General features: G+C 66.9%; 18 protein-coding genes. 7 read left to right on the top strand and 11 right to left on the bottom strand.

Features of this window, described 5'->3' with window-relative positions; all coding sequences use genetic code 11:
- Window positions 1–13 precede the first annotated feature (13 nt).
- The 4 genes from KBX50_RS14860 to KBX50_RS14845 all read left to right on the top strand — a co-directional run bounded on the left by KBX50_RS14860 (window position 14) and on the right by KBX50_RS14845 (window position 5,061).
- Entirely contained in the window at window positions 14–1,354 is a 1,341-nt protein-coding gene (locus tag KBX50_RS14860; protein ID WP_210937612.1) for an ABC transporter substrate-binding protein, read from the top strand.
- 77 nt (window positions 1,355–1,431) lie between these two features.
- Window positions 1,432–2,373: a carbohydrate ABC transporter permease gene (locus tag KBX50_RS14855; RefSeq protein ID WP_210937611.1), complete on the top strand. Its 942-nt coding sequence runs from the start codon at window positions 1,432–1,434 to the stop codon at window positions 2,371–2,373.
- Entirely contained in the window at window positions 2,373–3,251 is an 879-nt protein-coding gene (locus KBX50_RS14850; protein WP_210937610.1) for a carbohydrate ABC transporter permease, read from the top strand. Before KBX50_RS14855 ends, KBX50_RS14850 begins: the two co-directional genes overlap by 1 nt.
- Window positions 3,252–3,333: 82 nt before the next feature.
- Window positions 3,334–5,061, top strand: coding sequence for an IlvD/Edd family dehydratase (locus tag KBX50_RS14845; protein WP_210937609.1), 1,728 nt, complete (start codon window positions 3,334–3,336; stop codon window positions 5,059–5,061).
- A 65-nt stretch (window positions 5,062–5,126) separates the two neighbouring features.
- On the opposite strand, the gene KBX50_RS14840 is transcribed toward KBX50_RS14845, so the two are convergent.
- The 4 genes from KBX50_RS14840 to KBX50_RS14825 form a co-directional block, all read right to left on the bottom strand.
- The gene (locus KBX50_RS14840; protein WP_210937608.1) at window positions 5,127–6,335 is read right to left on the bottom strand and encodes an ABC transporter ATP-binding protein; all 1,209 of its coding nucleotides are present in this window, start codon (window positions 6,333–6,335) and stop codon (window positions 5,127–5,129) included.
- A 10-nt stretch (window positions 6,336–6,345) separates the two neighbouring features.
- The gene (locus KBX50_RS14835) at window positions 6,346–7,179 is read right to left on the bottom strand and encodes a carbohydrate ABC transporter permease (RefSeq protein WP_164448176.1); all 834 of its coding nucleotides are present in this window, start codon (window positions 7,177–7,179) and stop codon (window positions 6,346–6,348) included.
- Between the two features lies 1 nt (window position 7,180).
- Complete coding sequence (locus KBX50_RS14830) at window positions 7,181–8,179, bottom strand: carbohydrate ABC transporter permease (protein WP_247673721.1); 999 nt, start codon at window positions 8,177–8,179, stop codon at window positions 7,181–7,183.
- A 76-nt stretch (window positions 8,180–8,255) separates the two neighbouring features.
- Window positions 8,256–9,545 carry an ABC transporter substrate-binding protein gene (locus tag KBX50_RS14825; protein WP_210937607.1) on the bottom strand — a complete coding sequence of 430 codons (1,290 nt, stop codon included), beginning with the start codon at window positions 9,543–9,545 and terminating at the stop codon, window positions 8,256–8,258.
- 292 nt (window positions 9,546–9,837) lie between these two features.
- Between KBX50_RS14825 and KBX50_RS14820 the strand changes: the two genes are divergently transcribed.
- The 3 genes from KBX50_RS14820 (at window position 9,838) to KBX50_RS14810 (ending at window position 11,471) form a co-directional block, all read left to right on the top strand.
- A complete protein-coding gene (locus tag KBX50_RS14820) occupies window positions 9,838–10,533 on the top strand; it encodes a VOC family protein (RefSeq protein WP_210937606.1) in 696 nt (231 codons plus the stop codon).
- A 190-nt stretch (window positions 10,534–10,723) separates the two neighbouring features.
- The gene (locus tag KBX50_RS14815) at window positions 10,724–11,155 is read left to right on the top strand and encodes a hypothetical protein (protein ID WP_210828405.1); all 432 of its coding nucleotides are present in this window, start codon (window positions 10,724–10,726) and stop codon (window positions 11,153–11,155) included.
- Window positions 11,156–11,201: 46 nt separating this feature from the next.
- Window positions 11,202–11,471 (top strand): hypothetical protein, encoded by a 270-nt coding sequence (locus KBX50_RS14810; RefSeq protein WP_210937605.1) that lies wholly within the window; start codon window positions 11,202–11,204, stop codon window positions 11,469–11,471.
- A gap of 3 nt (window positions 11,472–11,474) precedes the next feature.
- Here the strand turns inward: KBX50_RS14810 and KBX50_RS14805 are convergent, their stop codons facing one another.
- The 7 genes from KBX50_RS14805 to KBX50_RS14775 form a co-directional block, all read right to left on the bottom strand.
- Window positions 11,475–13,295: an AfsR/SARP family transcriptional regulator gene (locus tag KBX50_RS14805; RefSeq protein WP_210937604.1), complete on the bottom strand. Its 1,821-nt coding sequence runs from the start codon at window positions 13,293–13,295 to the stop codon at window positions 11,475–11,477.
- A 256-nt stretch (window positions 13,296–13,551) separates the two neighbouring features.
- Window positions 13,552–14,331 carry a transposase family protein gene (locus KBX50_RS14800; RefSeq protein WP_210937648.1) on the bottom strand — a complete coding sequence of 260 codons (780 nt, stop codon included), beginning with the start codon at window positions 14,329–14,331 and terminating at the stop codon, window positions 13,552–13,554.
- A 52-nt stretch (window positions 14,332–14,383) separates the two neighbouring features.
- Window positions 14,384–14,872: a hypothetical protein gene (locus tag KBX50_RS14795; protein WP_210937603.1), complete on the bottom strand. Its 489-nt coding sequence runs from the start codon at window positions 14,870–14,872 to the stop codon at window positions 14,384–14,386.
- A 293-nt stretch (window positions 14,873–15,165) separates the two neighbouring features.
- Entirely contained in the window at window positions 15,166–15,744 is a 579-nt protein-coding gene (locus KBX50_RS14790; RefSeq protein ID WP_210937602.1) for a hypothetical protein, read from the bottom strand.
- 193 nt (window positions 15,745–15,937) lie between these two features.
- Window positions 15,938–16,603: an Imm52 family immunity protein gene (locus KBX50_RS14785; protein ID WP_210937601.1), complete on the bottom strand. Its 666-nt coding sequence runs from the start codon at window positions 16,601–16,603 to the stop codon at window positions 15,938–15,940.
- A 26-nt stretch (window positions 16,604–16,629) separates the two neighbouring features.
- Complete coding sequence (locus tag KBX50_RS14780) at window positions 16,630–17,373, bottom strand: hypothetical protein (RefSeq protein WP_210937600.1); 744 nt, start codon at window positions 17,371–17,373, stop codon at window positions 16,630–16,632.
- Window positions 17,360–25,861 (bottom strand): DNRLRE domain-containing protein, encoded by an 8,502-nt coding sequence (locus KBX50_RS14775; protein ID WP_210937599.1) that lies wholly within the window; start codon window positions 25,859–25,861, stop codon window positions 17,360–17,362. Before KBX50_RS14775 ends, KBX50_RS14780 begins: the two co-directional genes overlap by 14 nt.
- Between the last annotated feature and the right edge of the window lie 104 nt (window positions 25,862–25,965).

The following is a 25,965-nucleotide window of genomic DNA, read 5'->3' as shown; positions in this document are numbered from 1 at the left end:
GGAACCCACGTCAATGAAGACGACACGAAAACTCGCCACGGTAGCGATGCTCGCAGCCGCGAGCGGCCTGGTCGCCTGCTCCTCGGACGGAGGCGGAAGCGACGCGAGCAACTGCACCAACACCATCACCAAGCAGGACCTGCCGGTTGTCACGATGTGGGCCTGGTACCCCAACATGCAGCTGGTCGTGGACAACTTCAACAAGGCCAACGACGAGGTTCAGGTCTGCTGGACCAACGTCGGGCAGGGCGGCGACCAGTACGACAAGTTCCAGACGGCCATCTCGGCGGGCACCGGCGCACCTGACGTGATCATGGTAGAGATGGACCGGATCCCGACCTTCCAGATCCAGAACGCGCTCGTCGACATCAGCGGGTACGGCCTCGACACGGTCCGGGCCAACTACGGCGACGGCGCCTGGAAGGACGTCTCGGTCGGCGACGCGGTCTACGGCGTACCTGTCGACGGCGGCCCGCTGGCGATGATCTACCGCAAGGACATCTTCGACAAGTACGACGTCACTCCACCGCAGACCTGGGCCGAGTACGAGCAGGCCGCGCAGAAGGTGAAGGACGCCGGTGGACCGCTCTTCGGTGACCTCGGCGCGAACGTCCCGGCACTGATGATGGCGCTTCAGATCCAGAAGGGCGCCTCCCCGTTCACCTACGATCCCGCCCAGCCGGAATCGATCGGGGTACGACTGAACGACCAGGCGTCGAAGGACGTCCTGGACTACTGGGGCGGTCTGGTCCGCAAGGGCCTGGTCGGCACGCAGGACCAGTTCACCCCGGAGTACATCTCCGGGGTGATCAACGGCAACTACGCGACCTACATCTCGGCCGCCTGGGCACCCGGTTACCTGACCGGCGCGGGCGTGGGTCAGGGCGCGGACACCGGCACGTTCGCGGTGGCGCCGCTGCCGCAGTGGGATCCGAACAACCCGGTCCAGGTGAACTGGGGCGGGTCGGCCTTCTCGGTCACCAGCCAGTCCAAACAGCCGGAACTCGCGGCCAAGGCCGCCTACGGCCTCTACGCCGACCAGGAGTCGCTCACCGACGGCTGGACCAACCAGATCATCTTTCCGCTCAACCTGACCGCACTCAACAACCCCGAGTTCGTCGATCTCAAGGTGGAATTCTTCGACGGCCAGCAGGCGAACAAGGAGGTGTACGTCCCCGCCGCCAACGCCTACCAGGGCGTCGTCTACAGCCCGTTCGGCCAGTACTACTTCGATGCCATGACCAAGCAGATCAGCGAGATGAGCGCCGGCTCCATCACCGGATCGCAGGCTGCCGACCGGCTTCAGGAGGACGTGACGAAGCACGCCACCGAGCAGGGATTCACCGTCCAGTGACCGACCGGGTGGGCCGTGCCGTCCTCCCCCGGCCGGCCCACCCTCCACCCCCAGCGGCCCTCGTCCCGGAGCCCGAGATGACATCGTTGACCGAGAAGCGCGCACCGCGTACTCACGATGAGAAGCGCAAGACCCGCGGCAAGACGCGCCGCCGCGAGCACCTGACCGGGTGGCTGTTCGTCGGGCCGTTCGGGGTGGTCTTCCTGGCGTTCCTCATCGCCCCACTGGCGTACGCGCTGTACCTCAGCCTGTTTCAGAAGAAGCTGATCGGCGGCACCAGCTTCGTTCTGTTCGACAACTACGTGAAGGCGTTCACCGACCCGAGTTTCCTGTCCGGAGCGTGGTTCGTCATCCGCTTCGCGCTCGTCGCCATCCCGGTCCAGATCGCCGTCGCGCTCGCCATGGCCCTCATCCTGGACGCGGTGACCTCGCTGTTCACCCGCTTCTCCCGGCTCATGATCTTCCTGCCGTACGCGATCCCCACGGTCATCGGGGCCGTGATGTGGGGCTTCCTGTACAGCCGGAGCTTCGGCCCGCTCACCGACGTCTTCGGGTTCTTCGGCGCTACCGCGCCCGACTTCCTCAGCAGCAACCTGATCTTCTACGGCCTGCTCAACATCGTCACCTGGCAGTGGGCCGGCTACTACATGATCATCCTGTACGCGGCCCTCCAGGGCATCGACCCGACGCTCTACGAGGCCGCCCGCATGGACGGCGCCGGACGATGGCAGGTCGCCCGGCGGATCAAGATTCCGCTGATCGCGCCCGCGCTGATCCTGATCCTGGTCTTCTCGCTGATCGGCACCCTTCAGTTCTTCAACGAACCGCAGATCCTGCGATACCTGGCGGCCGGCACGATCGGGTCGGACTTCACGCCCAACATGTACGCGTACCAACAGGCGTTCGGGCTGGCCAACTTCAACTACGGGTCGGCGATCTCCTTCGCCCTCGGCGGAGTCGTCTTCGTCTGCGTCTACGCCTTCCTGTTCTTCACCCGCAAGCGGAGGAGCTTCCTCTGATGTCCGAGAGCGCCAGCGCCGGCCACCGCCGCGCGCACCGCCACCTTCCGCTGCAGATCCTGCTCGGCTTCCTGGTGATCTACTTTCTCGTGCCGTTCTGGTGGGTCGTCGTCAACAGCTCCAAGGACGCGCCGGGCCTGTTCGGTGGCGGCAACACCCTCTGGTTCGCCGACCAGGTCGACTACCTCGGCAACCTCAGGCAGTTGTTCACCTACAACGGGGGCATCTACCTGCGGTGGCTGCTGAACTCCACGCTGTACGCGCTCGCCGGTGGGATCGGTGCCACCGTCCTGGCGGTCATGGCCGGCTACGGCTTCGCCAAGTATCGCTTCGCCGCCCGGCGCTTCAGCTTCGCGGTCGTGCTCGGGGCGCTGATGGTGCCCGCCACCGCCCTGGTCATCCCGACCTTCATGATGTTCTCCCGGCTCGGCCTGACGAACACGGTCTGGGCCGTGATCCTCCCGTCGCTGCTCAATCCGTTCGGCGTCTACCTGATGCACGTGTACGCGCGCGACGCGGTCCCCGACGAGATCCTGGACGCGGCGCGGGCCGACGGCGCGGGAGAGGTACGGACGTTTCTCCAGATCGCCCTTCCGCTGATGCGCCCCGCGGTGGTCACCGTCCTTCTCCTGTCCGCGGTCGCGTCCTGGAACAACTACTTCCTGCCGCTGGCCATGCTCTCCGACAACCGACTCTTCCCGGTCACCGTCGGCCTCGGCCTCTGGCAGGGGGTCGCCTCCGCGAACAACGCGGGCGGCACCTCCCTGTGGAGCCTGATCATCCTGGGCTCCCTGGTATCGGTCATTCCACTGATCATCGCGTTCTTCAGCCTGCAACGACACTGGCGCGGCGGACTGTCCGTCGGGGGCCTCAGGTAGCCCGTCGCCGCCAACTGATCAACAGCTTGCCCCTCGACCGCCGCGTACGCCGCGGCCAGAGCTTTGACAGGAAGGTGTGCTGATGTCGATGACGAGTCGACCGCTACGCAGCGGCCAGTGGTTCGGTGCCGACGGCCGCAACGGGTTCGTTCATCGGTCCTGGATGCGCAACCAGGGGTTCGCCGACGACGTCTTCGACGGTCGACCGGTGATCGGCATCGCCACCACCTGGTCGGAACTGACCCCGTGCAACGCCCACCTGCGCGAACTGGCCGAATCGGTGAAGCGAGGCATCTGGGAGAGCGGCGGCCTGCCGCTGGAGTTTCCCGCGATGAGTCTCGGCGAACCCCTCATGCGGCCCACCACCATGCTCTACCGCAACCTGCTGGCGATGGAGGCGGAGGAACTGATCAGGGCCAACCCGCTCGACGGCGTGGTGCTGCTCTCCGGCTGCGACAAGACCACGCCCGGCCTGCTGATGGGTGCGGCAAGCGTCGACCTGCCGACCCTGTTGATCACCGGCGGGCCGATGCTCAACGGCAAGTTCCGTGGCCAGGACATCGGGTCCGGCACCGCCGTCTGGCGTTTCACCGAGGACCTGCGGGCCGGCCGGGTGACCGCCGCCGACTGCGCCGAGGCGGAGGTCTGCATGTCCCGCAGCCGGGGCCACTGCATGACCATGGGCACCGCCTCCACCATGGCCTGCGTGACCGAGGCGTTGGGCGTTCAGCTGCCGGGCGCCGCCGCGGTTCCGGCGGTGGACTCACGACGGTACGCGCTCGCCCACGCCGCCGGACGGCGCATCGTCGACATGGTCGACCAGGATCAGCGCCTGTCCACGGTGCTCACCCGCGAGGCGTTCGAGAACGCGATCCGGGTCAACGCCGCGATCGGTGGCTCCACAAACGCCGTGGTGCATCTGCTGGCCATCGCCGGCCGCGTCGGCGTGCCCCTGTCGCTGGAGGACTTCGACACCCTCACCGCCGACGTGCCCGTGCTGGTCAACCTGATGCCGTCCGGGACGTACCTGATGGAGGACTTCGCGTACGCGGGTGGGGTGCCGGCGGTGATGACGGAGATCGCCCCCTTCCTGCACCTGGACCAGATCACGGTCAGCGGGAAGAGCGTGGCCGACAACATCGACGGCGCCCAGTGCTGGAACCGGCAGGTCATCGGCACCCTGGCCGAACCCTTCCAGCCCGCCGGATCGGGCACCGTCGTGCTGCGTGGGTCGCTCGCGCCGTCCGGGGCGGTGCTGAAGGTCTCAGCCGCCTCGGCGCACCTGCTCACCCACACCGGGCCGGCGCTCGTCTTCGACCGGATCGAGGAGTACGTCGTCGCCGCGGACGACCCTGATCTCGACGTCACGCCCGACACCGTCATCGTGGTGCGCAACGCCGGGCCGCGCGGTTACCCGGGCTTCCCGGAGGTGGGCAACGTGCCCATGCCACGACGGTTGCTCGCCGACGGCGTCATGGACATGGTGCGGATCTCCGATGCCCGGATGAGCGGCACCGGGTACGGCACCTGTGTCCTGCACACGGCACCGGAGGCGTCGGTGGGCGGCCCGCTCGCGCTGGTACGCACGGGCGACCTGGTCCGCCTCGACGTCCCGGCACGCCGCCTGGACCTGCTGGTCGACGAGGCGGAACTCGCCGAACGCCGCGCCGCCTGGCAGCCGCCGGGGCCGGCAGCCGATCGGGGTTGGGTACGCCTGTACAGCGAGCACGTGCAGCAGGCAGACAGGGGCGCAGACCTGGACTTCCTGGTCGGTGGCAACGGCAGCGCGGTGCCTCGGCACTCACACTGACCCCGGCAGGTCCTACCGGGTGCATCTGCCGCTGTGACCGCGACAGATGCACCCGGTAGCGCCGGTCAGTCGGCGAGGGTGCCGGCGGCGCGGCCCTCGTGCAGGGTGAGGTTGCGGCCGTCGGACGGGTCGAACAGGTGGATCTTCTCCAGGTTGAACCAGACCCGCCGGTCCGCCCCCTCGGTGACGGTTGACTCCGCCGACAGCCGGGTGACCAGGTTCGACCCGGCGCCGCTGAAGTCGGCCGCACCCGCGTCGGCGGCCAACTCCTCCAACTCGGCGGAGGTGGCCCGCTCCCCCTCGACGCTCAGGTAGACGTACTTGTCCGAGCCCATCGACTCGACGATGTCCACCGGGGCGGTGAACTCCATGCCCCGACGGCGGGTCTCCTCGTCGATCAGTTCGGCGTCTTCGAAGTGTTCCGGACGGATGCCGAGGATCAGCTCCCGAGGGGCGTCGGCGCCCTCCAGTTCACGGCGGATCCGGTCGCCGATCGGCACGTCACCCAGGGCGGTACGCAGCGTGCCCTCCTCGACCTTGGCGGTCAGGAAGTTCATCGACGGCGAGCCGATGAACCCGGCCACGAAGAGGTTGTTCGGGTGGTCGTACAGCTCCTGCGGCGGACCGACCTGCTGCACCGCACCACCCCGCATGATCACCACACGGTCGCCGAGGGTCATCGCCTCGGTCTGGTCGTGGGTGACGTACACGGTGGTGGTGCCGAGCTGCTTCTGCAGGCGGGACACCACGGTCCGCATCTGCACCCGCAGCTTGGCGTCCAGGTTGGACAGCGGCTCATCCATCAGGAACGCCTTGGGCTGCCGGACGATCGCCCGACCCATCGCCACCCGCTGCCGCTGCCCGCCGGAGAGGTTGGCCGGCTTGCGGTCCAGCAACGCGGTCAGCTCCAGGACCTTCGCCGCCTCCTCCACCTTCTGCGCGATCGTCTCCTTGTCGAGCTTGGCCAGCCGCAGCGGGAACGCCATGTTCTCCCGGACGGTCATGTTCGGGTAGAGCGCGTACGACTGGAACACCATGGCGATGTCCCGGTCGCGGGGGGCCTTGTCGTTGACCCGCTGCCCGCCGATGCGCAGCTCACCGGAGCTGATGTCCTCCAGCCCGGCGATCATGTTGAGGGTGGTGGACTTGCCGCAGCCGGAGGGGCCGACCAGGATGACGAACTCGCCGTCGGCGATCTCCAGGTCGACGTCCCGCACCGCCGTGGTGCCGTCCGGGAACTTCTTGCTCACCTTGTCGAGCACGATCTCAGCCACGAGTTACCACCTATCCCTTGACGGCGCCGGAGGTCAGGCCGGAGACGATGCGGCGCTGGAAGAAGAGCACGAACAGGATGATCGGCACCGTGATCACCACGGCGGCGGCGCAGATCGCGCCGGTCGGGTCCTCGAACTGCGAGGCGCCGGTGAAGAACGACAACGCCACCGGCACCGTGCGCGAGCGCTCGGTGGAGGTCAGTGAGATGGCGAACAGGAAGTCGTTCCAGCAGAAGATGAAGACCAGGATGGCCGTGGTGAAGAGGCCCGGTGCGGCCAGCGGGGCGATCACCCGCCGGAACGCCTGCCCCTGGGTGGCGCCGTCCATCTTGGCGGCCTTCTCCAGATCCCATGGGATCTGCTTGAAGAACGCCGACAGCGTGTAGATCGCCAATGGCAGCGCGAAGGTGATGTACGGCAGGATCAGGCCCGGCCAGGTGTCGAAGAGGCCCAACTGCCGCTCGATCTCGAACAGCGGCGAGACCAGCGACACCTGCGGGAACATCGCGATCAGCAGGGAGACGCCGATCAGCAGCCGCTTGCCGGGGAAGTCCAACCGGGAGATCGCGTACGCGGCCATCGCGCCGAGCACGACGGCGATCGTGGTGGCGATCAACGCGATGCCGATGGAGTTGACCAGCGCTCGGACGAACTGGTCGGTCGCGAAGATCGTCCGGTAGTTCTCCAGCGTCCACTCCCGCGGGATGAACTTCCCGTCGGTGAGCGTCGCCGGCGTCTTGAACGACAGCGACATGATCCACAGCACCGGGGTCAGCGCGAAGACGACCACGGCGACGTCCAGCAGGCCCCAGCGCACCTTGGCCCGGGTGGTGGTGTCAGCCATGTCAGCGCCTCTCTCCGTCGTCGCTGCCCGGAGCAGCGGTACCGAACAACTTCACGAAGATGAACGCGATGATCGCCACGGTGATGAAGATCAGCACCGACATCGTCGAGCCGATGCCGAGGTTCAGCCCTCGGATCAGGTTGTTGTACGCGATCATCGACACCGACGAGGTCTCGTTGGCCCCCGACGTGAGCACGTAGATGTTGTCGAAGACCCGGAACGCGTCCAGGGTGCGGAACAGCAGCGCCACCAGGATCGCCGGCTTCATCACCGGCAGCATCACCTTGGTGAACCGCTGCCAGGCGGTCGCGCCGTCGGTGGAGGCCGCCTTGAGCAGATCCTCCGGCACCAGCGCCAGCCCCGCCATCAGCAGCAGCGCCATGAACGGCGTGGTCTTCCAGATCTCCGCCAGCATGATGATCGCCAGCGAGCTGGCCCGCTCGGTCAACGGCGCACCGTCGGAGAACAGGTTGGCCAGATATCCGGTGCCGGGCGTCCACGCGTACCGCCAGGAGAAGGCGGCCACGACCGTGACGATGCCGTACGGGATCAGCGCCGAGGTCCGCACGATCCCCCGCCCGACAAGCGTACGGTGCATGATCAGCGCGAGTCCCATGCCGAGCACCAGCTCCACGGCCACGGTGACCACCGTGATCAGCATGGTCACCCCGAACGCCGTCCACCAGAACTCGTTGGTGAGCACGGTGGCGTAGTTCTGCAAACCGATGAACTCCCGCTCGGCGGGGAACCTCAGGTCGTACCGCTGCAATGAGAGCCACACTGAGTACAGGATCGGGTAGGCGGTCACCGCCAGCATGACCAGTGCCGCCGGGGCGCACAGCAGCCAGCCCAGCCGGCGCTCGGCCCGCTTGTTCTCACTCAACGGCGGCTTGCCGCGCCGGTTGTCCCGCTGCCCGGGTACCGCGGCCCGCCGGCCGCTGCGGGTGTCGGTGCCGTCGGCGGCGACGTCCGCGCCGGCCGGGGTCGCATTGACGCTCATGCCGTCCCTCCGCTTCGCTCCGGTCCGGCCTGAGGCGCCGGCGCACTGAGGACGATGGTTCGCTCGCGGCGCTCGCTCACGGCAGGACTCCCCTCGACTCCAGGGCGGCGGCGACGGCCTCGCGCAGCTCGTCGGCGGTCGCCTGCGGGTCGATCGCCGACGGCGGCGACAGGATCGCCGAGGTCACGGTGGAGATGCTCTGGTACGCGGGGGTCAGCGGTCGCACCGCCGAGTCCCGCAACTGTTCGAGGATGGTCTCCTTCATCGGGTACGCCTCGTCCATCTCCGGGTCGTCGTAGACGCTCTCGATGGTCGGCGGCACCCCGTCGTTGATCGCGGAGAACTTCTGGTTCTCCGCGTTGCGCAGGCACTTCGCCGCCTCGAAGGATTCCTCCGGGTGCTCCGAGTACCGGCTGACGGCCAGGTTGATGCCGCCGATGGTGACCCGACTTGGTGTGCCCTCCTCGACTCCCGGCACCCGGGCCCAGGCGACCTGCTCCGCCAACTCCGGGTTGGCTTCCTGCATCGCCGGATAGACGAAAGGCCAGTTCACCTGGAAAGCGCCGTTGCCGCTCTGGAACTCCAGCCGCACCGGATCCTCGGTGGCATTGCTGAACGACGGCGAGGTCACCCCGGAGGTGGCGAAGTCGCGCAGCACCTCAAGTGCCCGCACCGCGCCGTCGTCCACCACGGCCTCGGTGCCGTCGTCGTTCAGGATGTTGCCGCCCGCGCTGGCCACCAGGGTGTTGTAGAGCACCACGAGTCCCTCGTACTGGGCACCCATGGTGAGCACCTGATGCGGCCGGCCCTGATCCCGCAGCCGCTGCGCCATCGAGATCATCTCGTCCCAGGTGGTCGGCGGCTCGGGCACCAGATCCTTGCGGTACCACAGCAACTGGACGTTCGTGTTCTTCGGCGCGGCGTAGAGCTTGTCCTCGTACCGGGCGGTCTCCAACGGCCCTTCGAGAGTGCCTTCCTCCACCTCGGCGCGGTCCTGCCCGGTCCACTCCCGGATCCAGTCGGCGCTGGCGAACTCCTGAGTCCAGGTCACGTCGAGGCCGAGCACGTCCATGCCGTCGTCCTCGGCCGCGAGTCGGCGCACCATCTGCACCCGCTGCTCGTCGGCTTCCCGCGGCAACACCCGGTTGACGATGCGGTACCGCCCGCCGGCCTCGGTGTTGCACCGGTCGACCACCTGCTGCAGGTTCTGCTCCGGCGGGTAGTACAGGTTGATCGTGGGCACGCCGCCGTCGTCACCGGCGGCACACGCCGCCATCGGTGCCAACAACGTCAGTGCCGCGGCCGTCGCCGCCATCCGTACGCGGGGCCGGCGTCGACCGCCGGCCGGATCACTCCGCTCGCTCATGACCCTCCCCTCGTTCTCGGCCAACAGCCGGGGAGGACTCCGTGCCCCGGCGCACGGCGAGACGGTCAGGGCGTTGACCTGCTGCTTCGCACCCCTGCGTTTCGTGGCTGAAACACTGCCCGACGTGTGGAGCCGCGAAACCTGCCCGAGCCGAGACGCGCTAAACACGAAAGTGTGTGGCCCACGTCACGTGCCGGCAGTCGCACCGGATCGCCGGGGCCGGCAAGCGCCGCTGACCACGGCCCCGCGGCCTTCGGAGGCGGATGTCGGTGCCGGCCGGCATGATCGGCGGATGATCGCACGCTTCAAGGACCTCTGCCTCGACGCCGCCGACGCACACGCCCTCGGCGGCTTCTGGGCTCGGATTCTGCACGGGGAACTGGTCGATGTCGGTGACGGCGACACCCGGGTCGACTCGCCCACCGGTGTCAGCGCCGAGTCGATCTGGGTCAACCGGGTGCCCGAACCGCGTACCGTCAAGACCCGCGTACACCTGGACCTGCGGTTGGCCGAGGCGAGCCCGGCAGCGCTGCTGGAAGCCGGCGCGCGGCTGGTCCGCGAGCCGGACTCGGAGATCAGCTGGTGGGTGCTGGCCGACCCCGACGGCAACGTGTTCTGCGCCTTCGCCCCCGGTGACGACCCCCGCCCGGGGCCGTTCGAGTTGGTGGTGGACTCCGCCGACCCGAGCGCCCAGGCCACCTGGTGGGCCGGCGTCGTCGGCGGCGAGGTCCAGGTCAGCGAGGAGGGGCACGCCTCGGTCACCGGCGCTGCCGGCTTCCCCTGGGACTACTGGGTCTTCGACCCCGTCCCGGAGCGTAAGACCATCAAGAACCGGATGCACTGGGACGTCGACCTGGCCGCCCCCGAGCCGTCCGCGCTGATCAGGGCCGGGGCCACCCTGCTGCGGGAGCCGGACGACGCGGTGTCCTGGTGGGTGCTGGCCGACCCGGAGGGCAACGAATTCTGCGCCTTCCCACCACGGGACTGACCGGCCGGTGCTACCGGGCGACCGTCAGGTGGACTAGCGTTTAACAAGCTCCGCCGCCAGCGCGTACGCCGTCGCCGTCGATACGCCACCGGCCGACCCCGACCCGCCCGATCGGTTGGTTCTCGCGGGAACAGCCCCTCACCGGTTACCGGTTGGGCAGGATCGTCCCCAACGAGGAGGTGCCGCCGTGGTGCAGGACACCCGCGCTCTCACCCTGACGTTCGAGGTGAGCGGCCTGCCACCGGTCAAGACCGAAGCGCTGTCCATCTTCGCCGCCGGGCATCGGCAGGCGACGAGGGTACGCGCCCTGTTGCAGGCCGCCTGCGCGGCCGCGCAGGAGACCGGCTGGACGCCACTGTCCGGCCCGATCGAGATCGACCTGACCCTGCGCTGCCCGCCCGGGCACCGCACCTCCGACGCCAGCACGCTGCTGGGCGGGGTGTGTGCGGTGCTGCAGGACAAGAAGCGGGTTTCCAGCATCGGTCTGGCCCACCTCGGCGTGCTTGTCGACGTCGCACTCTACGACGACGACAAGCAGATCCGCCGGCTGTCGTACCTGGAACAGCCAGCCGAGGAATTCTCCTACCAGGTACGCGTCGCCGCCATACCGGACGGGGTTTGACCGACGGCAGCGGTGGGGTACCGCAGCCGCCGACGAAGGGAGCGCCATGTCGGAGCCACACGTCACGCTGGATCCACACGACCCGGTGCAGGAGAAGCTGCGCGGGCCGCTGGAGGAGCAGCTGACCTCTGCCCTGCAGGTGGCCGCCGACCGGGTGCGCAACAGCTACGCCGGTGAGCCGGTCGAGCAGGTCTGCCAGCGGCTGCTCGACGAGACCCGCGCCGGCCTGCACCCCGACATCGCGGCCGGTTTCGAGCCCGACATGGACGAGTTGTGCCGGGTGGCGGTCGCCATCGTCCGCGGCGCCGCCACCTGACGTTCATGCCGCGACCGGTCTCGCCCGCGCTTCCGTCCTCGTCGGCCGGGCTGCCAGCTCGGCCACGTAGTCGCTGACCAGCGCGGGCAGCCGGTAACCGAGGGGCTCGTCCCGGTAGACCAGGTGCGCGTCGACCAGGCCCTCCAGGGCCCGCCACACGCGCTCGGCAGGGAGGCCGAGCCGCGCCGCGGTCGGCTCAGGAGCGACCGACGCGTCAGGTGCCTCCCCGAGCAGCGCGAGGATCCGGCCGGTCACCTCGTCCGTGGCGCGGACCGCGGCGACCCGGGTCGCCAGGCTCGTCCGCACGGACAGGTCACCGAACGCCAGGACGTCCAGCCGGCCGCGCCCGCCGTCCGCCCGCTCCGCCAGGACGCCGACCGGCAGGTCCGGACGGCTCGCCAACCGTGCGGCGGCGATCCGCAGGGCCAGCACCGAACCGGCGCAGAGCCGGACGAGCCTCGCCGTGGCGGCGGGTTCCGCCTTGAGCCGGTCGGCGCCGACATGGGCCGCCAGCAGCGCCCGCGCCTCGGAGTCAGTCAGCCGCCGCAACCCGACCGACGTGACGTCGTCCAGGCCGTACAGTTTCCGCAGGCCCACGACGATCAGTGCCGGACCGGGCCCGGCGGGGACGAGCGGTCGCACCTGTTCCGCCCGGATCACCCCGTCGAGCACCAGCAGGATCCGCCGGCCTGCGACCCGCGTCCGGTACCAGCCGGCCCGCTCGTCCACATCCTCCGGCACCTCGTCCGCCGGCACACCCAGGGCGCGCAGCACCCGGCCCAGCACCTCACCTGAGGTCACCGACGGCCGGGACCCGAGGTCGACGAAGACCTGCCCCTCCGGGAACTTCTCGGCGACCGCGTGCGCCGCCCGGACCCCGACCGCCGTCCTCCCGCTGCCGGCCGGCCCGCTGACGACCACGGCGGCCGGCCTGCCACCGCACGCGGCCGCCACCACGTCCGCCACTTCCCGGGTACGCCCGACGAACGTCGTGAGGTCCGCCGGCAGTTCCCGGGGTACGAGGGCACCCGGGGTCACGGGCCGGGACATCTCGTCCGGCCGGCTCCGGGCACTGTTGCCCTGCGCCAGATCGGGCGACCGATCCAGCATCGACCGGTGCAGCGCTGTCAGGTCCTCACCCGGCTCGATGCCGAGGTGTTCGTCGAGCGTCGCGCGTGCCTCCTGGTACGCGGTGAGCGCCGCCGGCACGTCCCCACACCGGTAGAGGGCGAGCATCAACTGCCCCCACGCGCGCTCCCGCAGCGGGTGCGCGGCGAGGTGGCGCCGCAGCTCGCCGAGGAGGTCGCCGTGCTCGCCGACGGCCAGGCGCGCCTGCGCCCACTCCTCGAACACCTGGAGACGCTGCTCCTCCAGGCTGGCCCAGTGGCCGTCCAACGCCGGACCCGACGGAAGTCCGTCACCGGCACGGCCCCGCCAGAGATCAAGCGCACCGGTCAGCGAGGCGACCGCCGAGCCGTGATGCCCGGCCGCCAGGTCCGCCCGACCCTCACGGGCCAGCCGCTGGAACCGGTCGACGTCCAATTCCTCATCAGCCAGGCACAACTCGTACGCGTGGGGACGGGCGACCAGCCGGTCACCGAGCACCTTGCGGAGCCTCATCGCGTGCGACCGCAGGTTGGCCACCGCGGAAGGCGGCGGCTCGTCGCCCCAGGCCACTTCGGAGAGACGGTTCAGCGAAACCGGCCGGTTCGCCGCCAGGGCCAGGGCGGCGAGGACCGCCTGCCGTTTCACGGATCCCGGCGTAACGGTGACGCCCTCCACGATCAGTTGCATCCGGCCGAGTAGCCTGAGGTCAACCTGCATGTTTCGCTCCCCCGTTGAGCCTTCGAGCGCGCTCAGGCTAAGTGCCGGCCGCAGGCGCCAACAAGATGCATTGATCGACGACAATCGTGATGAATGTCTATCGGCTACGACGGCGCGTCAGCGTAACGATCCGGCGGCTGGAAACGCTTAGCCAGCAAACCCTTGCCGGCCAAGCCCGCTCTCACACACAGATCATCTTGCGGCTAAAGGACGTCTCGTAACTCGGTGAAGGCGTTGCCGGGTAACGGTGCTGGTGTCAGCCGAGGAGGATGATGTTGTGGAGGTGGGCGATGCCGGAAGCGGTGTCGGTCAATGTGTGGGCGGCGCGGCGGTAGTCGCGGAGGATTTTGAAGGTCTTCATGCGGGCCAGGGCGTGTTCGACCTGGGTGCGGACGGTGCGGTGCTGCTTGTTCAGGTCTTTCTTCCAGTCGGGTAGTTCGCTGCCGTCGGCTGGTTTGCGGTAGGGAATGATCACGTCGGGGTTGCCGCGGTAGGCGCCGTCGGCCATGACCGGCCGCCCGGCGAGTTTCTGGTCGATGCCGGAGGTGCGGTAGACGATGGTGTCGTTGCGGTTGCCGGGCTGCGGGTCGCCCAGGGCCACAACGAGACGGGTGTGGGCGTCGATGGCGACCTGCAGGTTCGTCGAGTAGCGGTAGTTCTTGCTCGGTGCGGCGAGGCGGTGGTCGCGGGTCGGGACCAGGGTGCCGTCGACGATCGCGATCTGGTCAACCCGACGCCGCCGTACCGGAGCCAACGCGAGCAGCGGGCCGAGGGTGTCGATGACCCGATGCGCGGCGGAGTGCGACACCCCGAACAGGGGACCGATCTGCCGCATCGTCAGGTTCGTCCGCCAGTACGCGGCGACCAGCAGCACCCGATTAGCCAGATCGAGCGACCACTGCCGCCCCGGCCGCCCATCGGCGATCGCGTCACCGCCCCGCTCGGCGACCAGCCTGACCAGCCGGCGGAACTGCACGGGCTGCAGCCCGGTGAACGGGAAGATCCACTCCGGGCGGGCTGCCGAGATCACCTGCACCCCGACATGATCCACCATGGACCGCCGCCGGAGTTACGAGACGTCCCTTAGGTCAGCACGCAGTATCGCACTTCCGGTAAATTTTCCTGTCCCTCAGGTCAGGGTCACCAACATAGAACGCCAAGGTTATTATCCCGTCTCGCGTTTCGGCATACATCTCCGCGCCAACCGAGACCTGCCGGCCACCCAATTCCTTGACATGCAACTTCACTCGGTTAGTTGGACCATCCGGGTCCTCCCGGGATGTCGCCGTATCCCAGACCCCCACCGCGTCCAGTTTGTCACCAACCGGGTCGAAGTTCCGCGGGAGGGCGGACTGGAAGTCTTCGAACTCCTCATAGGGCAGATTAGTTGCCGAGAATTCTCCAGCTTCCCTGAAGACCAGACCATCGCCCGCGTCGTCCTGCCAGGCGCCGACCAGATCTCCGGCGGTTAGGTCTGCGCGGTTATCGCGAGCAGGAGCACCCCCGACGAAGCACCCACCCAACATCACGACAGCCAACACCAGAGCGGCTAGCCGGCCGGCATTCACTTCCACCATCCTGTCGCGCCATACTAGAGGGAAGGAAGGGTCGGCCAGTTAATATACCGCAACGGCTTGAGAGCCGGCGCCCAGCGACCGGCTCACTCCCACCCACGTGCGTCGCGGGTTTCGGAACCTGCATCCGACCACCGCCCTGCCGGCCAGCGCACCGAACCCAGCAAACCACGTCCCGGCTCCCGCAACCGCCGGCCCACACCCCGCCACGACGTCGGCAAGACCGTAAAGCGTGACTTGACCATCGCAGCACGTAAGCAAGGCGAGGGTTAAGATCAAGTTCAGTTCGTTCGCTCTCACCCGCCGTGGAAGACGTACACATAAGCCACCACATTCTGTGAGTCCGGCACGTGCTGCACGAGAGCATGCGCGGAATACAGATTCGGTTTCCCGACGCTGAACTCTTGGAACCGCTGCTCCGGCCCGAGTTGCCATCCCATATCGGTGACAATATCCTCGTCCATCCAAAGACTACGGAAGCTCAACGGCCGCTCGGCCCCACTTCCCCTGATTCTCTCGGCCTGAAGCAGACCCCGCATACCATTGGCAGCCAGAAAGCTGTTTATGCAAGCCTCTGAGGAATCAAGGCGCAGATACAGCTTGTAGTGGTATCCAAAACCATCGCCAGCGGTTGCGAACCGCAATTTCTCCTGAAGGCACTCCGGCAACCGCAAGTTTGCGCGGCGAAGACCCTCGTTAAGGGTGATATCTCCGCTGTCAACTGAGTATGCGCGGGCATCTGGCGCAGACGTAGCGGGGCCACGCCCAACCTCGCCGGAATTTGTCGCTCGCTCTACATCCATGACCACAATGGTGAGCAGCAGCGCCGTTGCGACGAAGACCGGCCAGACCAGGCGCGCCCCGCTACGCTTCATGAATGAAACCACTTCCCTGCGACTAGCTTACATCGATCTGTCGACGCTGTTGCGAAAATCCTTGGTCGCCATCAAACCCGACTTGGCATGCAACGGACTCCGTTATAAGCGAATAGGCGAAGGCCGTCACACGTTAACGCAGCGTGACGGCCATCTCCTTGAGCGACACAGGCTCAGACGTTTCCGGAGGATGCTATTCAACGGGATTCAGCAACCCTGCCTGCTTCATTTCAGCACCCAATCGCGTCACTCCCTCCAAGCCTGGCCAATCGCGACCTGGAACAACGAGCGAAAAGAGGAATCCAGCCTCTTCGAGACGCGCCTTCACCTTCAGCGACGCCGGAAGTGTGCGAACTCGCCTCCTCGACAGATAAGTGAGGTATCCGGCGAACGGATTGGCTGGCGACACTTTCTGCGCTTGCCGCATCGGGTGCGTCCAAACCATCCCGTAGTCGGGATCGAACGCCCTGACTAGCGAAAGCAACAGCGACTCCACAACAGCAGTCCACCGGGAGACCTCAGCCTGGGACTGCCGCCGAATTTCAAGCCGGGCACTATTCACCAAACCCGACGCCGACTGGCCAGCCACGGCCCTGAAGTTCACTTCGAGTTCGCCGCCTTGGCCGTTCCAGGCACCGAAACCGTAGCCCAACTCAGGTTTGTCTACGTTTGCTCCTTCCATGATCATCTGCCTCAGAAATTGCCGATCGTCGAGGGTGATCTCTCGATAACCCGAACCGCCACCCTCAACGGCTCGAGAGCCGGCTCCCATCGGACGCTCTGGCACCACCCCACCAGGAAACGCCTCGGGGGTTATCCAGTGCGATTTCCCACGAGCCAGCGTGGTGGCTCGCCGCACCAGCGACGAGCCACCCTCTGCCACAACTATTCGGGCTTCCCCGGCTGACTCAAAAGCTCCGGCACTGATCTGTCGATGGTAATGGTCAACGGGCCGTCCGGTTTGATTGCTGAGGCAGCCACAGCTCCGTCAACCAACGCTAACCATTGAGGAAGCGTCGACTCCACCAAATCAATGGAGGTCGTTATAGGGGAATAGTCGATGCCGAAAGCACGGACCTCGTCACCTACTTCCAGACTTATGAACTTCCAGTGCATGTCGGCCCGATCGGCGGCACGGAGCGTCAACCCGGCTTCGCCCATGGAAGCGACGAAATCTTCGGTACCACGGATCACCCCCGGGCGGGTGCCGTGGTTTAGGAATGTGAATCTGTTCTCGATTTGATCGCCGTTAGACAGGTATGACCTCAGCTCGGACACCTTCCTCGCTGAGTCGAGGTCGGCATCCCTCCGCCAGATTGATTTCCTCAAGCAGAAGGTCGGCCCCTCCCCCTCCGGTTCGGACAGGGCAGAGTCGGTCCGATACACCCCGACTACGAATGCACGATGACCTTCATCGATCAGCATCGTCAACCAAGGCTGGAACAGCAGGCGAGTTCCCGAGAAGGAGGCGCTGATCATTCGGATACTCGACAACTTTGCCATGGCTATCCGCTTGAGCGTGCCAACATTCGCCAGAAGGCGAGGCTGCCGCCTCACGACGAAGCCGGGAAAGCCAGCTTCCATCCCTTCCACCACCGAGCCTCCCTTGCCGCCGTCAGTAATCATCAACGTTTCCAATGTACTCCCCGGCGTTCGGATCAGCACCCTTTCTGACGGCGAAGATGTTGCCGTTCTTGTCGACGTAGAGGTCGAAGTGCGCCACCGGGCCCGGCAAGCCGTCCTTCACTTCATGCGGGTCAATCCCATTCTTTTTCAGCCACTTGTCGTCCCGCTTCTTGGGGTTGTCGGGCTTAGGCGTCTCAAAGTTACCTCCGCCACGAGCGCCTGGTGATTCCAGTCGGCCAAGGTCGTCCCAGAAATTGGACCCTCCGTGAGCCGCCATCGCGAAGCCTCCGACAACCAAGGCTCCACCGCCTACCACAGCAGCGCCTCCTGCGGCGCAGGCCGCACCGGTGATAGGTGCGGTAATGCCTCCCGCGAGCGCCGGCAGGCTCACCCCGCAGGCAGCAAGGCCAGTCCCGATCAACGCGATTCCGCCGTACATCGCGGCGCCCCCAAGGAGCATCTCGGCGGAGTCAACTGCGAGGTCGGTAAGGGCCTCCGAATTGTGATCCACCCATTCTGCTCCCGCCTCCAGAGCATCACAGGCTCCCTGGAACACTTCCCAGCAGTGCCCGTCAATCTCGATTGCGCTGATTGGATTGCCCCCGCCGAAGGCATATCGGTTGCCGGTCCAGGGATTCGTACCGAGGTACATATCGGCCAGTGCACCGTTGTAGCTGTCTCGGGTGAGGAACCGGTTGAGGCCGGGGCTGTAGTCGCGGAAGCCCATGTCGTACGACTCGGAGGCTTGGTCCCACCGCTTGGCGTTGAACCGGTAGGCGTTGTACGGCTCCTTCGTCGGATCCGCAGCGTCGGGCTTGTCGATGCCCGTGAACTCGGCCTCGTTGTCCTTCCCGTACGCGGTGTAGCCGTAGGTGGCCTTCGTGTTGCCGGTCGCGTCGGTCAGCTGTTCGACGTCGGTGTGCGGGTTGTACCCGTAGTACGCCTGATCCTCGGTGCCGTCGTCCTTGTGCGTGATCTGCGACAGCCGCTGACCCCACGGCGAGTACTGGTAGGACTTGGTGAGCTCGCCAGCCACCTCCTCGTCGAGGACCTCCGACGACAGGCCCAGGTAGTTGAAGGTGGTCGTCTTCTCCTGCGTTCCACCGGCGTCGGTCGTCTTCGTCGCCGTCCGATCCAGCGGGTCGTAGGTGTACCGGGTGACCGTGGTGCCGGTGCCGATGTTCTTGCGGTTCTCGATGACGTGATCGAACCCGTCGTACAGGTTCTTCTCGATCACCTGGCCGGCGGCGGTCACCGTGTCGAGCCGCCCGAACGGGTCGTAGTTGTACGACGCGGTCGCGCCACCCGTGGTGGCCGTGAGCAGCCGGTTGCGGTCGTAGTTGAAGGTGGTCGTGGCGCCCTTGATCGTCTGGTTGATGACGTTGTTGTTGGCGTCGTGGACGTAGGTCTCCGTGTCGGCACCGTCACCGGCCCTGACCAGTTGTGTAAGGCGGTCACGCGGATCGTAGGAGTAGTCGCTTGTCGTGTTCAGATACGCCGAGTTGTTGTCGGCGTTCATCTTCTTCGCGACGTCCCGCGTGCGGTTGCCGTTCAGGTCGTAGGTGAAGGTGTGCTCGGACACCAACGTCCCGTTCGACTTCTTCTCGACCTGGTGCCTCAGCAGTCCGTCGAGGTAGTACGTGTAGTCGACGGTGTTTCCGTTGCCCTTGGTCTCCTTCTTCTTCTCACCCCGGTCGGTGTAGGTGAAGGTGGTCGTCTTCTTGTCGGCGTCGGTGGCGGACTTGCCGTTGACCACCGTCGAGACCAGGTCGCGCTCGTCGTAGCCGTAGCTGGCGTACTGCTTGTCGTGCTCGGTGGTCAGCGGCGCGCTGTTCTCGTTGTAGGTGAAGGACGTCGTGTTCCTGACCGTCCCCGACTTCCGCTCGGTCACCGTCTGCACCTGGTTGAGGCCCGTGTAGGCCACCGAGTACGTGTCCACTCGGGCCTTGGGCGACGAGTCGGTGATGGTCTCCAGGTTGCCGTTCGGGTCGTACCGGTAGGCGTAGTCGACCTTCTCGTTGTCGGTCACACCGGTGTTGTCCCGCACCACCTTCACCGCGTCCGCGACGACCGTGCCGCTCGCCTGGTCGGACAACGACACCGTGTGGCTGTTGCCCTCGGTGAGGCTGTACGAGCCGAGGCTCACCCACGTCCCGGCGTTGGCGGTCTGGTCGACCGTCTTCACCGTGTCCCCGCCACCGTGCTTGACGGTGTATCGGGCGTCCGTGGCGGCGCCGGACACCTGCGGGTAGCGGGCGAACACCTCGTAGGTGCCGGCCTGCGGCACGTTGAGCTGCCAGGTGAAGGTGTTCGTGCCGGTGCCCGCCGGCCGGGTGGCGTAGTTCGGGCCGTACTTGTTCCCGGCCGTGGTCGCGGCCGTCCAGGTGCCGGTGGTGGTGACGTTGTTGAAATCGGAGTTGTCCACCAGCACCACGTGCTTGCCGACCGGCACGCCGTCATCCGTGCGGGACGCCAGCTTGCCGTCCGGGAAGTACGACCAGGTCATCGTGCGGTTGGACGATCCACCCGCGGACGTCACCGTCCGCGCCGTCTGCGCGCCGAGCTTGTTGTAGTCGTACGTCGTGACGATGTCCCACGGATCGCTGCTGGACTCCGTCCAGCCGTTGTCGAAGTACGAGTACGTCGTGTCGTTGCGAACCGACTCACCCGCCGACGGCGGCATGCTGACCTTCGCCAGCCGGCCCACGTCGTCGTAGTGGTAGGTGGTGACGTCCGCGGTCTTGTAGCGGGCGTCGTCCTTGTCGTACGCGGTGCGGGTCTCCTTCACCCGGTTCAGCTCGTCGTAGACGCTGACGGTGGCGAAGTCGTCCGGGTCGTCCGTGGTGGCGACGCCCCGGGGGCTGATCACCCGCGTCTGGTTGCCGACCTCGTCGTACTCGTACTTGGTCGTCCGGTAGGTGATGTCGCCGTTGTCGTTCTTGTGCGGCACCTTCACCTCGGTCGGCTTGCCCCGCCGGTCGAGGGTCACCTCGGTCGTGTTGCCGAGCTGGTCGGTGGTCGCGGTGACGAGACCGTCCCGGTCGTACTGGCTGGTGGTGAACTTGCCGATGGCGTCGGTGACCTTGGTGACCCGGTGCGCCCAGTCGTAGTCGTACAGGGTCGTGTAGTCGGCGGTGTCGGCCGTCGCGTTCTTGCGCGGATCGACCACCTTCTTCACGTTGCCAACGTTGTCGTACTCGTAGGTGATGCGGTGCCCCTCGGCGTTTGTCACGCTGGTGAGCTGGTAGATCGGGTCGTACGCGTTGGTGGTGACGTAGTCGCCAGCCACCGTCGTCAGGTTGCCCTTCGGCTCGGTGGCGGTCAGCAGGTTGCCGACCTTGTCGTAGGTGAAGGACGTCTTCCGCTCCGGGTCACCCGCCACGTCGACCGGCGCCAGCGTGTAGGCCAGCTGGTCCGCCTCGTCGTACGACGCGGTGGTGTACGCGCCGTTCGGGGCGTACGACTTGACGACGTTGTCGTTCCGGTCGTACTCCGGGGCCGGGGTGACGATGAAGTCGCCGGCCGCCTGGTCCTTCGGCACCCGGTTCTCCAGCGGACGGCCGAACGTGTCGTACGTCTGCGTGGTCTCCTTCTCGTACGCGTCGATGACCTTCGTGACCTGGCCGCGCACGTCGTAGACGAACTCCGTCTCCTTCAGCTTCGCGTCGATGATCTTCTGTGGGTAGCCGTTGTCGTCGAACAGGTCGTTCTTGGTGGTGTTGCCGTTGGCGTCGGTCGCCGTCAGCATCTGGCCCCATGCGTCGTAGGTGTAGGAGGTCTTGTAGTCCTCCGGGTCCGACGTCGTGTTGCCGATCGGGTCGATTACCCAGGCGAGGTCACCGTCGGCCTCGTAGCCGAAGGTGTGCTTGCGCCCCTCCGGGCTGGTCTTCTCGGTGAGGTCGGCGACGTAACCGTTGAGCTGGCGCTGGTAGGTCAGCACCGTGCCCGGCGTGCCGTTCTTGACCGCCTCCGCGTCCTTGATCTCGGTCGGGTAACCGGTCTTGGCGTCGTACGCCCAGGTCGCGACCGCGCCGTTGGCCTCCTCCAGCCGGGTGACGTTGTGGTCGTCGTCCCAGCCGAGCTTGGTGATCTCGTTCTTCGCGTTGGTGGTCTGGTACGGACGGCCGTAACCGTCCATCCGGTACGCCGTCGCGTGGTTCTCCGCGTCGGTGACAGTGGTGTCGATGTTGTTGCCCTGCGGCCCGTCCGGGTCGGTGTAGGCGAACTGGGTCGGGTGCCCGAGCCGGTCGGTGTAGGACTTGGTGGTCCAGTGCCACTTCGGGTCGTCGCCGGTCTGCGGGTAGTTGTAGACCAGGTTGGTCGCGTTGGCCCGCGGGTCGGTGACCTTGACCAGCTTGACGTTCTTGTTGCCCTGGGTCATGTCGTAGGCAAACTTGAACGTCTTCGGCGCGCCGTTGGTGGAGCCGGCGCCGTCGATCAGCTCACCGAGCAGGCCCTTGTCGGTGTAGGTGAAGGTGAGCTTGCGGCCCGAGATGTCGGTGATCTGCGAGATCTTGTCGATGATGTGCGGGTTGGTCAGGTTGGTGCCTGACTTCCGCGTCCAGGTCGTGTCATCGATGTAGTCGAACGCCTGGCCCTTGACGTGGTAGTCGACCGTGAGGGTGCGCCGGTCGGCCGCGTCGGTGATGTAGCGGAGAAACTTGGTCGGCTTGTTGTTGGACTTGCGCTCCTCGTACACGAAGCGCATCTCGTTGCCGTTGTTGTCCACCACGCTGGACAGGAAGCCCTCACAGTCGTAGAAGAACTGCGTCCGGTCCGGCTTGGTGAGCACCCAGGCTCGCGGCTCCTGCGTGTTGGGCTTGCACTGCACCGGGCTGTGCTTCTGCAGGTAAAGGTGCACGCCCTTCGGGCTCTTCCACTCGTTCGCGGCGGCGTCCCAGGTGAACCAGTGGCTGGTGCCGTCACCGTCGGTCAGGGTGACCTTCGTCGGGTTCGGGTTGGGGTGGAAGTCCAGCGGAGTGCCCAGCCGCATCAGCGACGACGCCTGCAGGGACCAGCCGAAGCCGGCGACCGTGTCGGAGGTGTCCAGCGAGTTGTACGCCAGCCGTACGAACGTCGACAGACCCCGCGACGGGTTGGTGAACGCGTTGTACGACCAGACGGTGTTGCCGGCGTACAGGTTGTTCATCACGGTGGAGCCGGCGCCGGTGTTCTTGCCCGCGTACGAGTAGAACTTCTCCAGGCCGAGTTGGTCGGAGGTCGGCTCCTCGACCGCCACGTTCTGCGGCAGCGCCTTGATCGGCGTGGTCTCCGACAGCTTCTTGCCGGTGAGCTTGTTACGCAGTTCCCACTGGAGTACGTAGGGCGTGCGCTTGCTCCCCTCCGTCGACGACGGCGGGGCCTTCACCTGGGCGGCGACGTCCACCGTGCCGCCGGCCGGCACGTTCTTCGGCAGCGGCGTGCGCAGCTCGAAGCTCGCGTCGGCACCGTCGGTGACGCCGTCGGCGCGCTTCCAGTCGTACGACAGCTCCCAGTCGCTGGTGTTCCAGGCCGCGAGCGTCGGGTTCGACACGGTCACCGGCAGCGTGTACGTGGTGTTCGGCGTGAGCACCTGCGGCGTGGCGGCGGCGTAGTACGTCGACTCGGCGGTCTGCTCGAGGTAGGTGACCTCAAGCGTCGGCCGCAGCATCGGCTCGGCGCCCTCGGAGGAGAGCAGCATCGCCCGGGCGGTCTGGTTCGCCTCGTCGCGCTGGCGCAGCAGCAGGCCGTAGTTGCTGGCCGGGGTCTTCACCCAGCCGTCGACGGCGGTGGTGACGTCCCAGGTCTCCCACTCGGGGTCGTTGGTGAAGCCGTTGAAGCTCGCCTTCCAGGCGGCGTCGTAGTCACCGCCCGGCGTGGTCCAGGCGTTCACCCCGTCGTAGGTGTTCCACGTTGCCTTCGTCTCGTTGAAGGCGCGCTTGAGCTTGTAGACATCGACGTACTCGTCGGTGTCCGTGCCGGGGAACAAGGCGTTGTTGTACATCCGCAGCTCGGCGCCGACGACTCTGGCGTCGGTCGGGATGCCGGTCAGCGTCGGGAACTTCACCACGCCCCGGGAGTCCCCGTAGTACGGCGAGTTGTTGCCCGGGCTGACGTAGGGGTCTCCGTCGTAGACGTCGACGTTCTCCGTCGGCCGCGCCGCGGAGAGCGTGGTGTCGATGACGCCGTTCGAGCCGGTCGCGTCGGTCGCCGCGGTCCGGTAGATCCGGGTGATCTGGCCGGCCTTCGGCAGCATCGCCGGCTGCGTCGGGCCGGCGAGCAACTGCCCGTCGCGGGTCTTCACCGCGACCATGTAGTAGAAGAACTTGCGGGCCATCGGGTCGGTGTTGTCGGCCGCCGTCGGCTCCGCGGTGGTGTCCTGATAGGTCCGCGTGCCCGACGAAACCGGGGCGATCAACGTCGCCGCCGACGGGGTGAAGTTCTGGTGCACGCTGCGGTGTACCTGGTACTCGGTGATGTCGTCGCCGGTCGCCGTTGACGGGTCGACGTACGCCGGCCAGGTCAGCACCGCACCGGTCGAGGTGATCGTGGTCGGTGGCTCCACCGAAACGCCCGGCCGGCCGTAGGTGACGACCAGCTTCGGCAGGTTGTAGTCCCGCCGGTCGTTCGCGTACGCGTACTCCGACGCCTCGTAGATCGGGCCACCCCGGTTCTTGGTGGCCTCGTCCAGAGCCTTGATCATGAAACCGTGGTTCGAGTGCGTCCCGTTCACCCAGTCCTGCACCAGGTTGCGGACCGGGAACGACGTCCACACGCTCGACTTGGCGTTCTTCTTGACCGCACCGGCCTTGGTGAAGCGCACCGCGTCGGCGTTCGCCGACGTGCCCGGGACGCCGTTGAGGACCACCTTGCCGGTGGTACCGGCCACGAACGGGTGGGTGCCGAGGGTGACCCACCTACCCGCGCTGTCGGGCGTCGTCTGGTCGACGGTGTAGGCCTTCGAGCCGCCGCTGTGGTGCACGGTGTACTTCGCGTTCGTGGGCCGGTCGGAGGCGCCGACGTAGTGCACCTCCACCTGGTAGTCGCCCGCCTCGGTGATGGTGGGCACCCAGGTGTGGGTGTCCGACGAGCTGGAGCTGCCGTGGTAGCGGTAGTCGCCGTTGACCGCCTTCGGCGTCAGCGTGGCGTTGCTGGAGTACGGCCACGAACCGACCACCGACGTGCCGGAGTCGCCGTCGTCCTTGGTCACCACGTTGCCGGCCGGGGCGCCCGCGATGTTGCCGCTCATGTTCGCCCAGTTGGCGGAGTCCTCGGACCAGGCCGTGGTGACCCGCCGCGCCTCCATCGGCACGTCGTAGGCCCACTGGGTGTGCGTCTGCGAGTAGTACAGCTGCAGCTGCGCGTCATCGATCGGCGTGTTCGCCGGAATGGTGCCGAGGTTGAACTTCAGCAGCGATCGCCAGGTGTGGGTCGCCTCGGTGCCGACCTTCAACTGGTAGGTGTCGTTGTAGTTCCTGGTCGTGTTCCCCGAGTAGATCTGCACGTCCTGCGCGTCGGCGGGGACGGGCTGGATCTTGATCGTCGGGTCGATGACCACCGGGTAGACGCGCGCCGGGTCGGCGAGCCAGCCGGCGTCGGCGGTCACCGTGATCGTCGAGGCGCCGCCGGACTGGGTCACCGTCTGGGTGACCTTGTCGCTCCACACCTTGCCGTGCGGGGACGACCTGTCGTCCTTGTCGTCGTACATGAACGGCGCCGGCATCACGTAGACCGGCTCACCGCCACTCGCCCGCACGAAGGCGATCGAGCCGTCCTCCCGCTGCTGCGCGGTCAGGCCGGCGGTCTCCAGAGTGAACGTGTACGACGCCGGTCCGCTCGGAGCCTTGCGCAGAACGATCTTCTCCTTGAGTGCCGTCGCGGTGACGTCGTAGACGACGTCGGCACCGCCGGCGATGCCCGGGTACGTGACCGTCGAGCCACTGACCTTCGGCGTCACGTCCTTCGCCGCACCGGCCAGGCCCAGCGCGATGCTGCGCCCGTCCCGTTCGAAGCGGACCAGTTCGTCCGAGCTGTCACCGAACAGGCTGGTGAAGGTGTTGCTGCGGTTGCCCTGGACGTAGCCCTTTTCGGTGGTCGGGCGGACCTTGGTGTCGATGGGCTGGAAGTGGCCCTTGGCGTCCTTGTAGTGCAGCGGCACCGCGGAGATCTCCGCCTGCGTCCGCCCGTCGGAGAGCTGGTAGACGCGGGCGTTCGCCGTCCGCTTGCCGGTCAGCTCCCGGAGCCGCTTCTGCGGCGGCCACGCCTTGCCCGGTAGCGCCTTCTCGTTGACCGTCAGCCCGGCGCTGACCACCTCGGGCCTCGTGCGCCCGGCACCTCCGCCGACCAGGTCCCTCGCCGCGCCGCCGATGCGCTCCAGCAGGCCCGGCCCATCCTCGGAACTCGCTGCCTGGTCGGGGCTGTCATAGGTCAGCAGCTGCGTCCCGCCGACGGTGCTGCCCACCAGCGCGACCGCCAGGACCGCGATCAACGGTCCCCGTAGTCTTCTCTTCACCCGTCACCCTCCGGTCAAGGGCCAATACGACGGGTAGAAGCTAGGTGCGGTCGATACATCCCGGGCTATCGATCAGATAGCGACGCGTCGGAGCTTTTCCGCGA

The sequence above is a fragment of the Micromonospora sp. C51 genome, assembly GCF_018070435.1.
Lineage (GTDB): Bacteria > Actinomycetota > Actinomycetes > Mycobacteriales > Micromonosporaceae > Micromonospora > Micromonospora sediminimaris.
The sequence above is the reverse complement of the archived record's forward strand: the minus strand, read 5'-3'. Positions and strand labels throughout refer to the sequence as shown.

Excerpts from the sequence above, each read along its gene's own strand:
- KBX50_RS14860 (WP_210937612.1), top strand. The coding sequence starts at position 14 with ATGAAGACGACACGAAAACTCGCCACGGTAGCGATGCTCGCAGCCGCG.
- KBX50_RS14855 (WP_210937611.1), top strand. The coding sequence starts at position 1,432 with ATGACATCGTTGACCGAGAAGCGCGCACCGCGTACTCACGATGAGAAG.
- KBX50_RS14850 (WP_210937610.1), top strand. The coding sequence starts at position 2,373 with ATGTCCGAGAGCGCCAGCGCCGGCCACCGCCGCGCGCACCGCCACCTT.
- KBX50_RS14845 (WP_210937609.1), top strand. The coding sequence starts at position 3,334 with ATGTCGATGACGAGTCGACCGCTACGCAGCGGCCAGTGGTTCGGTGCC.
- KBX50_RS14835 (WP_164448176.1), bottom strand. The coding sequence starts at position 7,179 with ATGGCTGACACCACCACCCGGGCCAAGGTGCGCTGGGGCCTGCTGGAC.
- KBX50_RS14830 (WP_247673721.1), bottom strand. The coding sequence starts at position 8,179 with ATGAGCGTCAATGCGACCCCGGCCGGCGCGGACGTCGCCGCCGACGGC.
- KBX50_RS14825 (WP_210937607.1), bottom strand. The coding sequence starts at position 9,545 with ATGAGCGAGCGGAGTGATCCGGCCGGCGGTCGACGCCGGCCCCGCGTA.
- KBX50_RS14820 (WP_210937606.1), top strand. The coding sequence starts at position 9,838 with ATGATCGCACGCTTCAAGGACCTCTGCCTCGACGCCGCCGACGCACAC.
- KBX50_RS14810 (WP_210937605.1), top strand. The coding sequence starts at position 11,202 with ATGTCGGAGCCACACGTCACGCTGGATCCACACGACCCGGTGCAGGAG.
- KBX50_RS14805 (WP_210937604.1), bottom strand. The coding sequence starts at position 13,295 with ATGCAGGTTGACCTCAGGCTACTCGGCCGGATGCAACTGATCGTGGAG.
- KBX50_RS14795 (WP_210937603.1), bottom strand. The coding sequence starts at position 14,872 with ATGGTGGAAGTGAATGCCGGCCGGCTAGCCGCTCTGGTGTTGGCTGTC.
- KBX50_RS14790 (WP_210937602.1), bottom strand. The coding sequence starts at position 15,744 with ATGAAGCGTAGCGGGGCGCGCCTGGTCTGGCCGGTCTTCGTCGCAACG.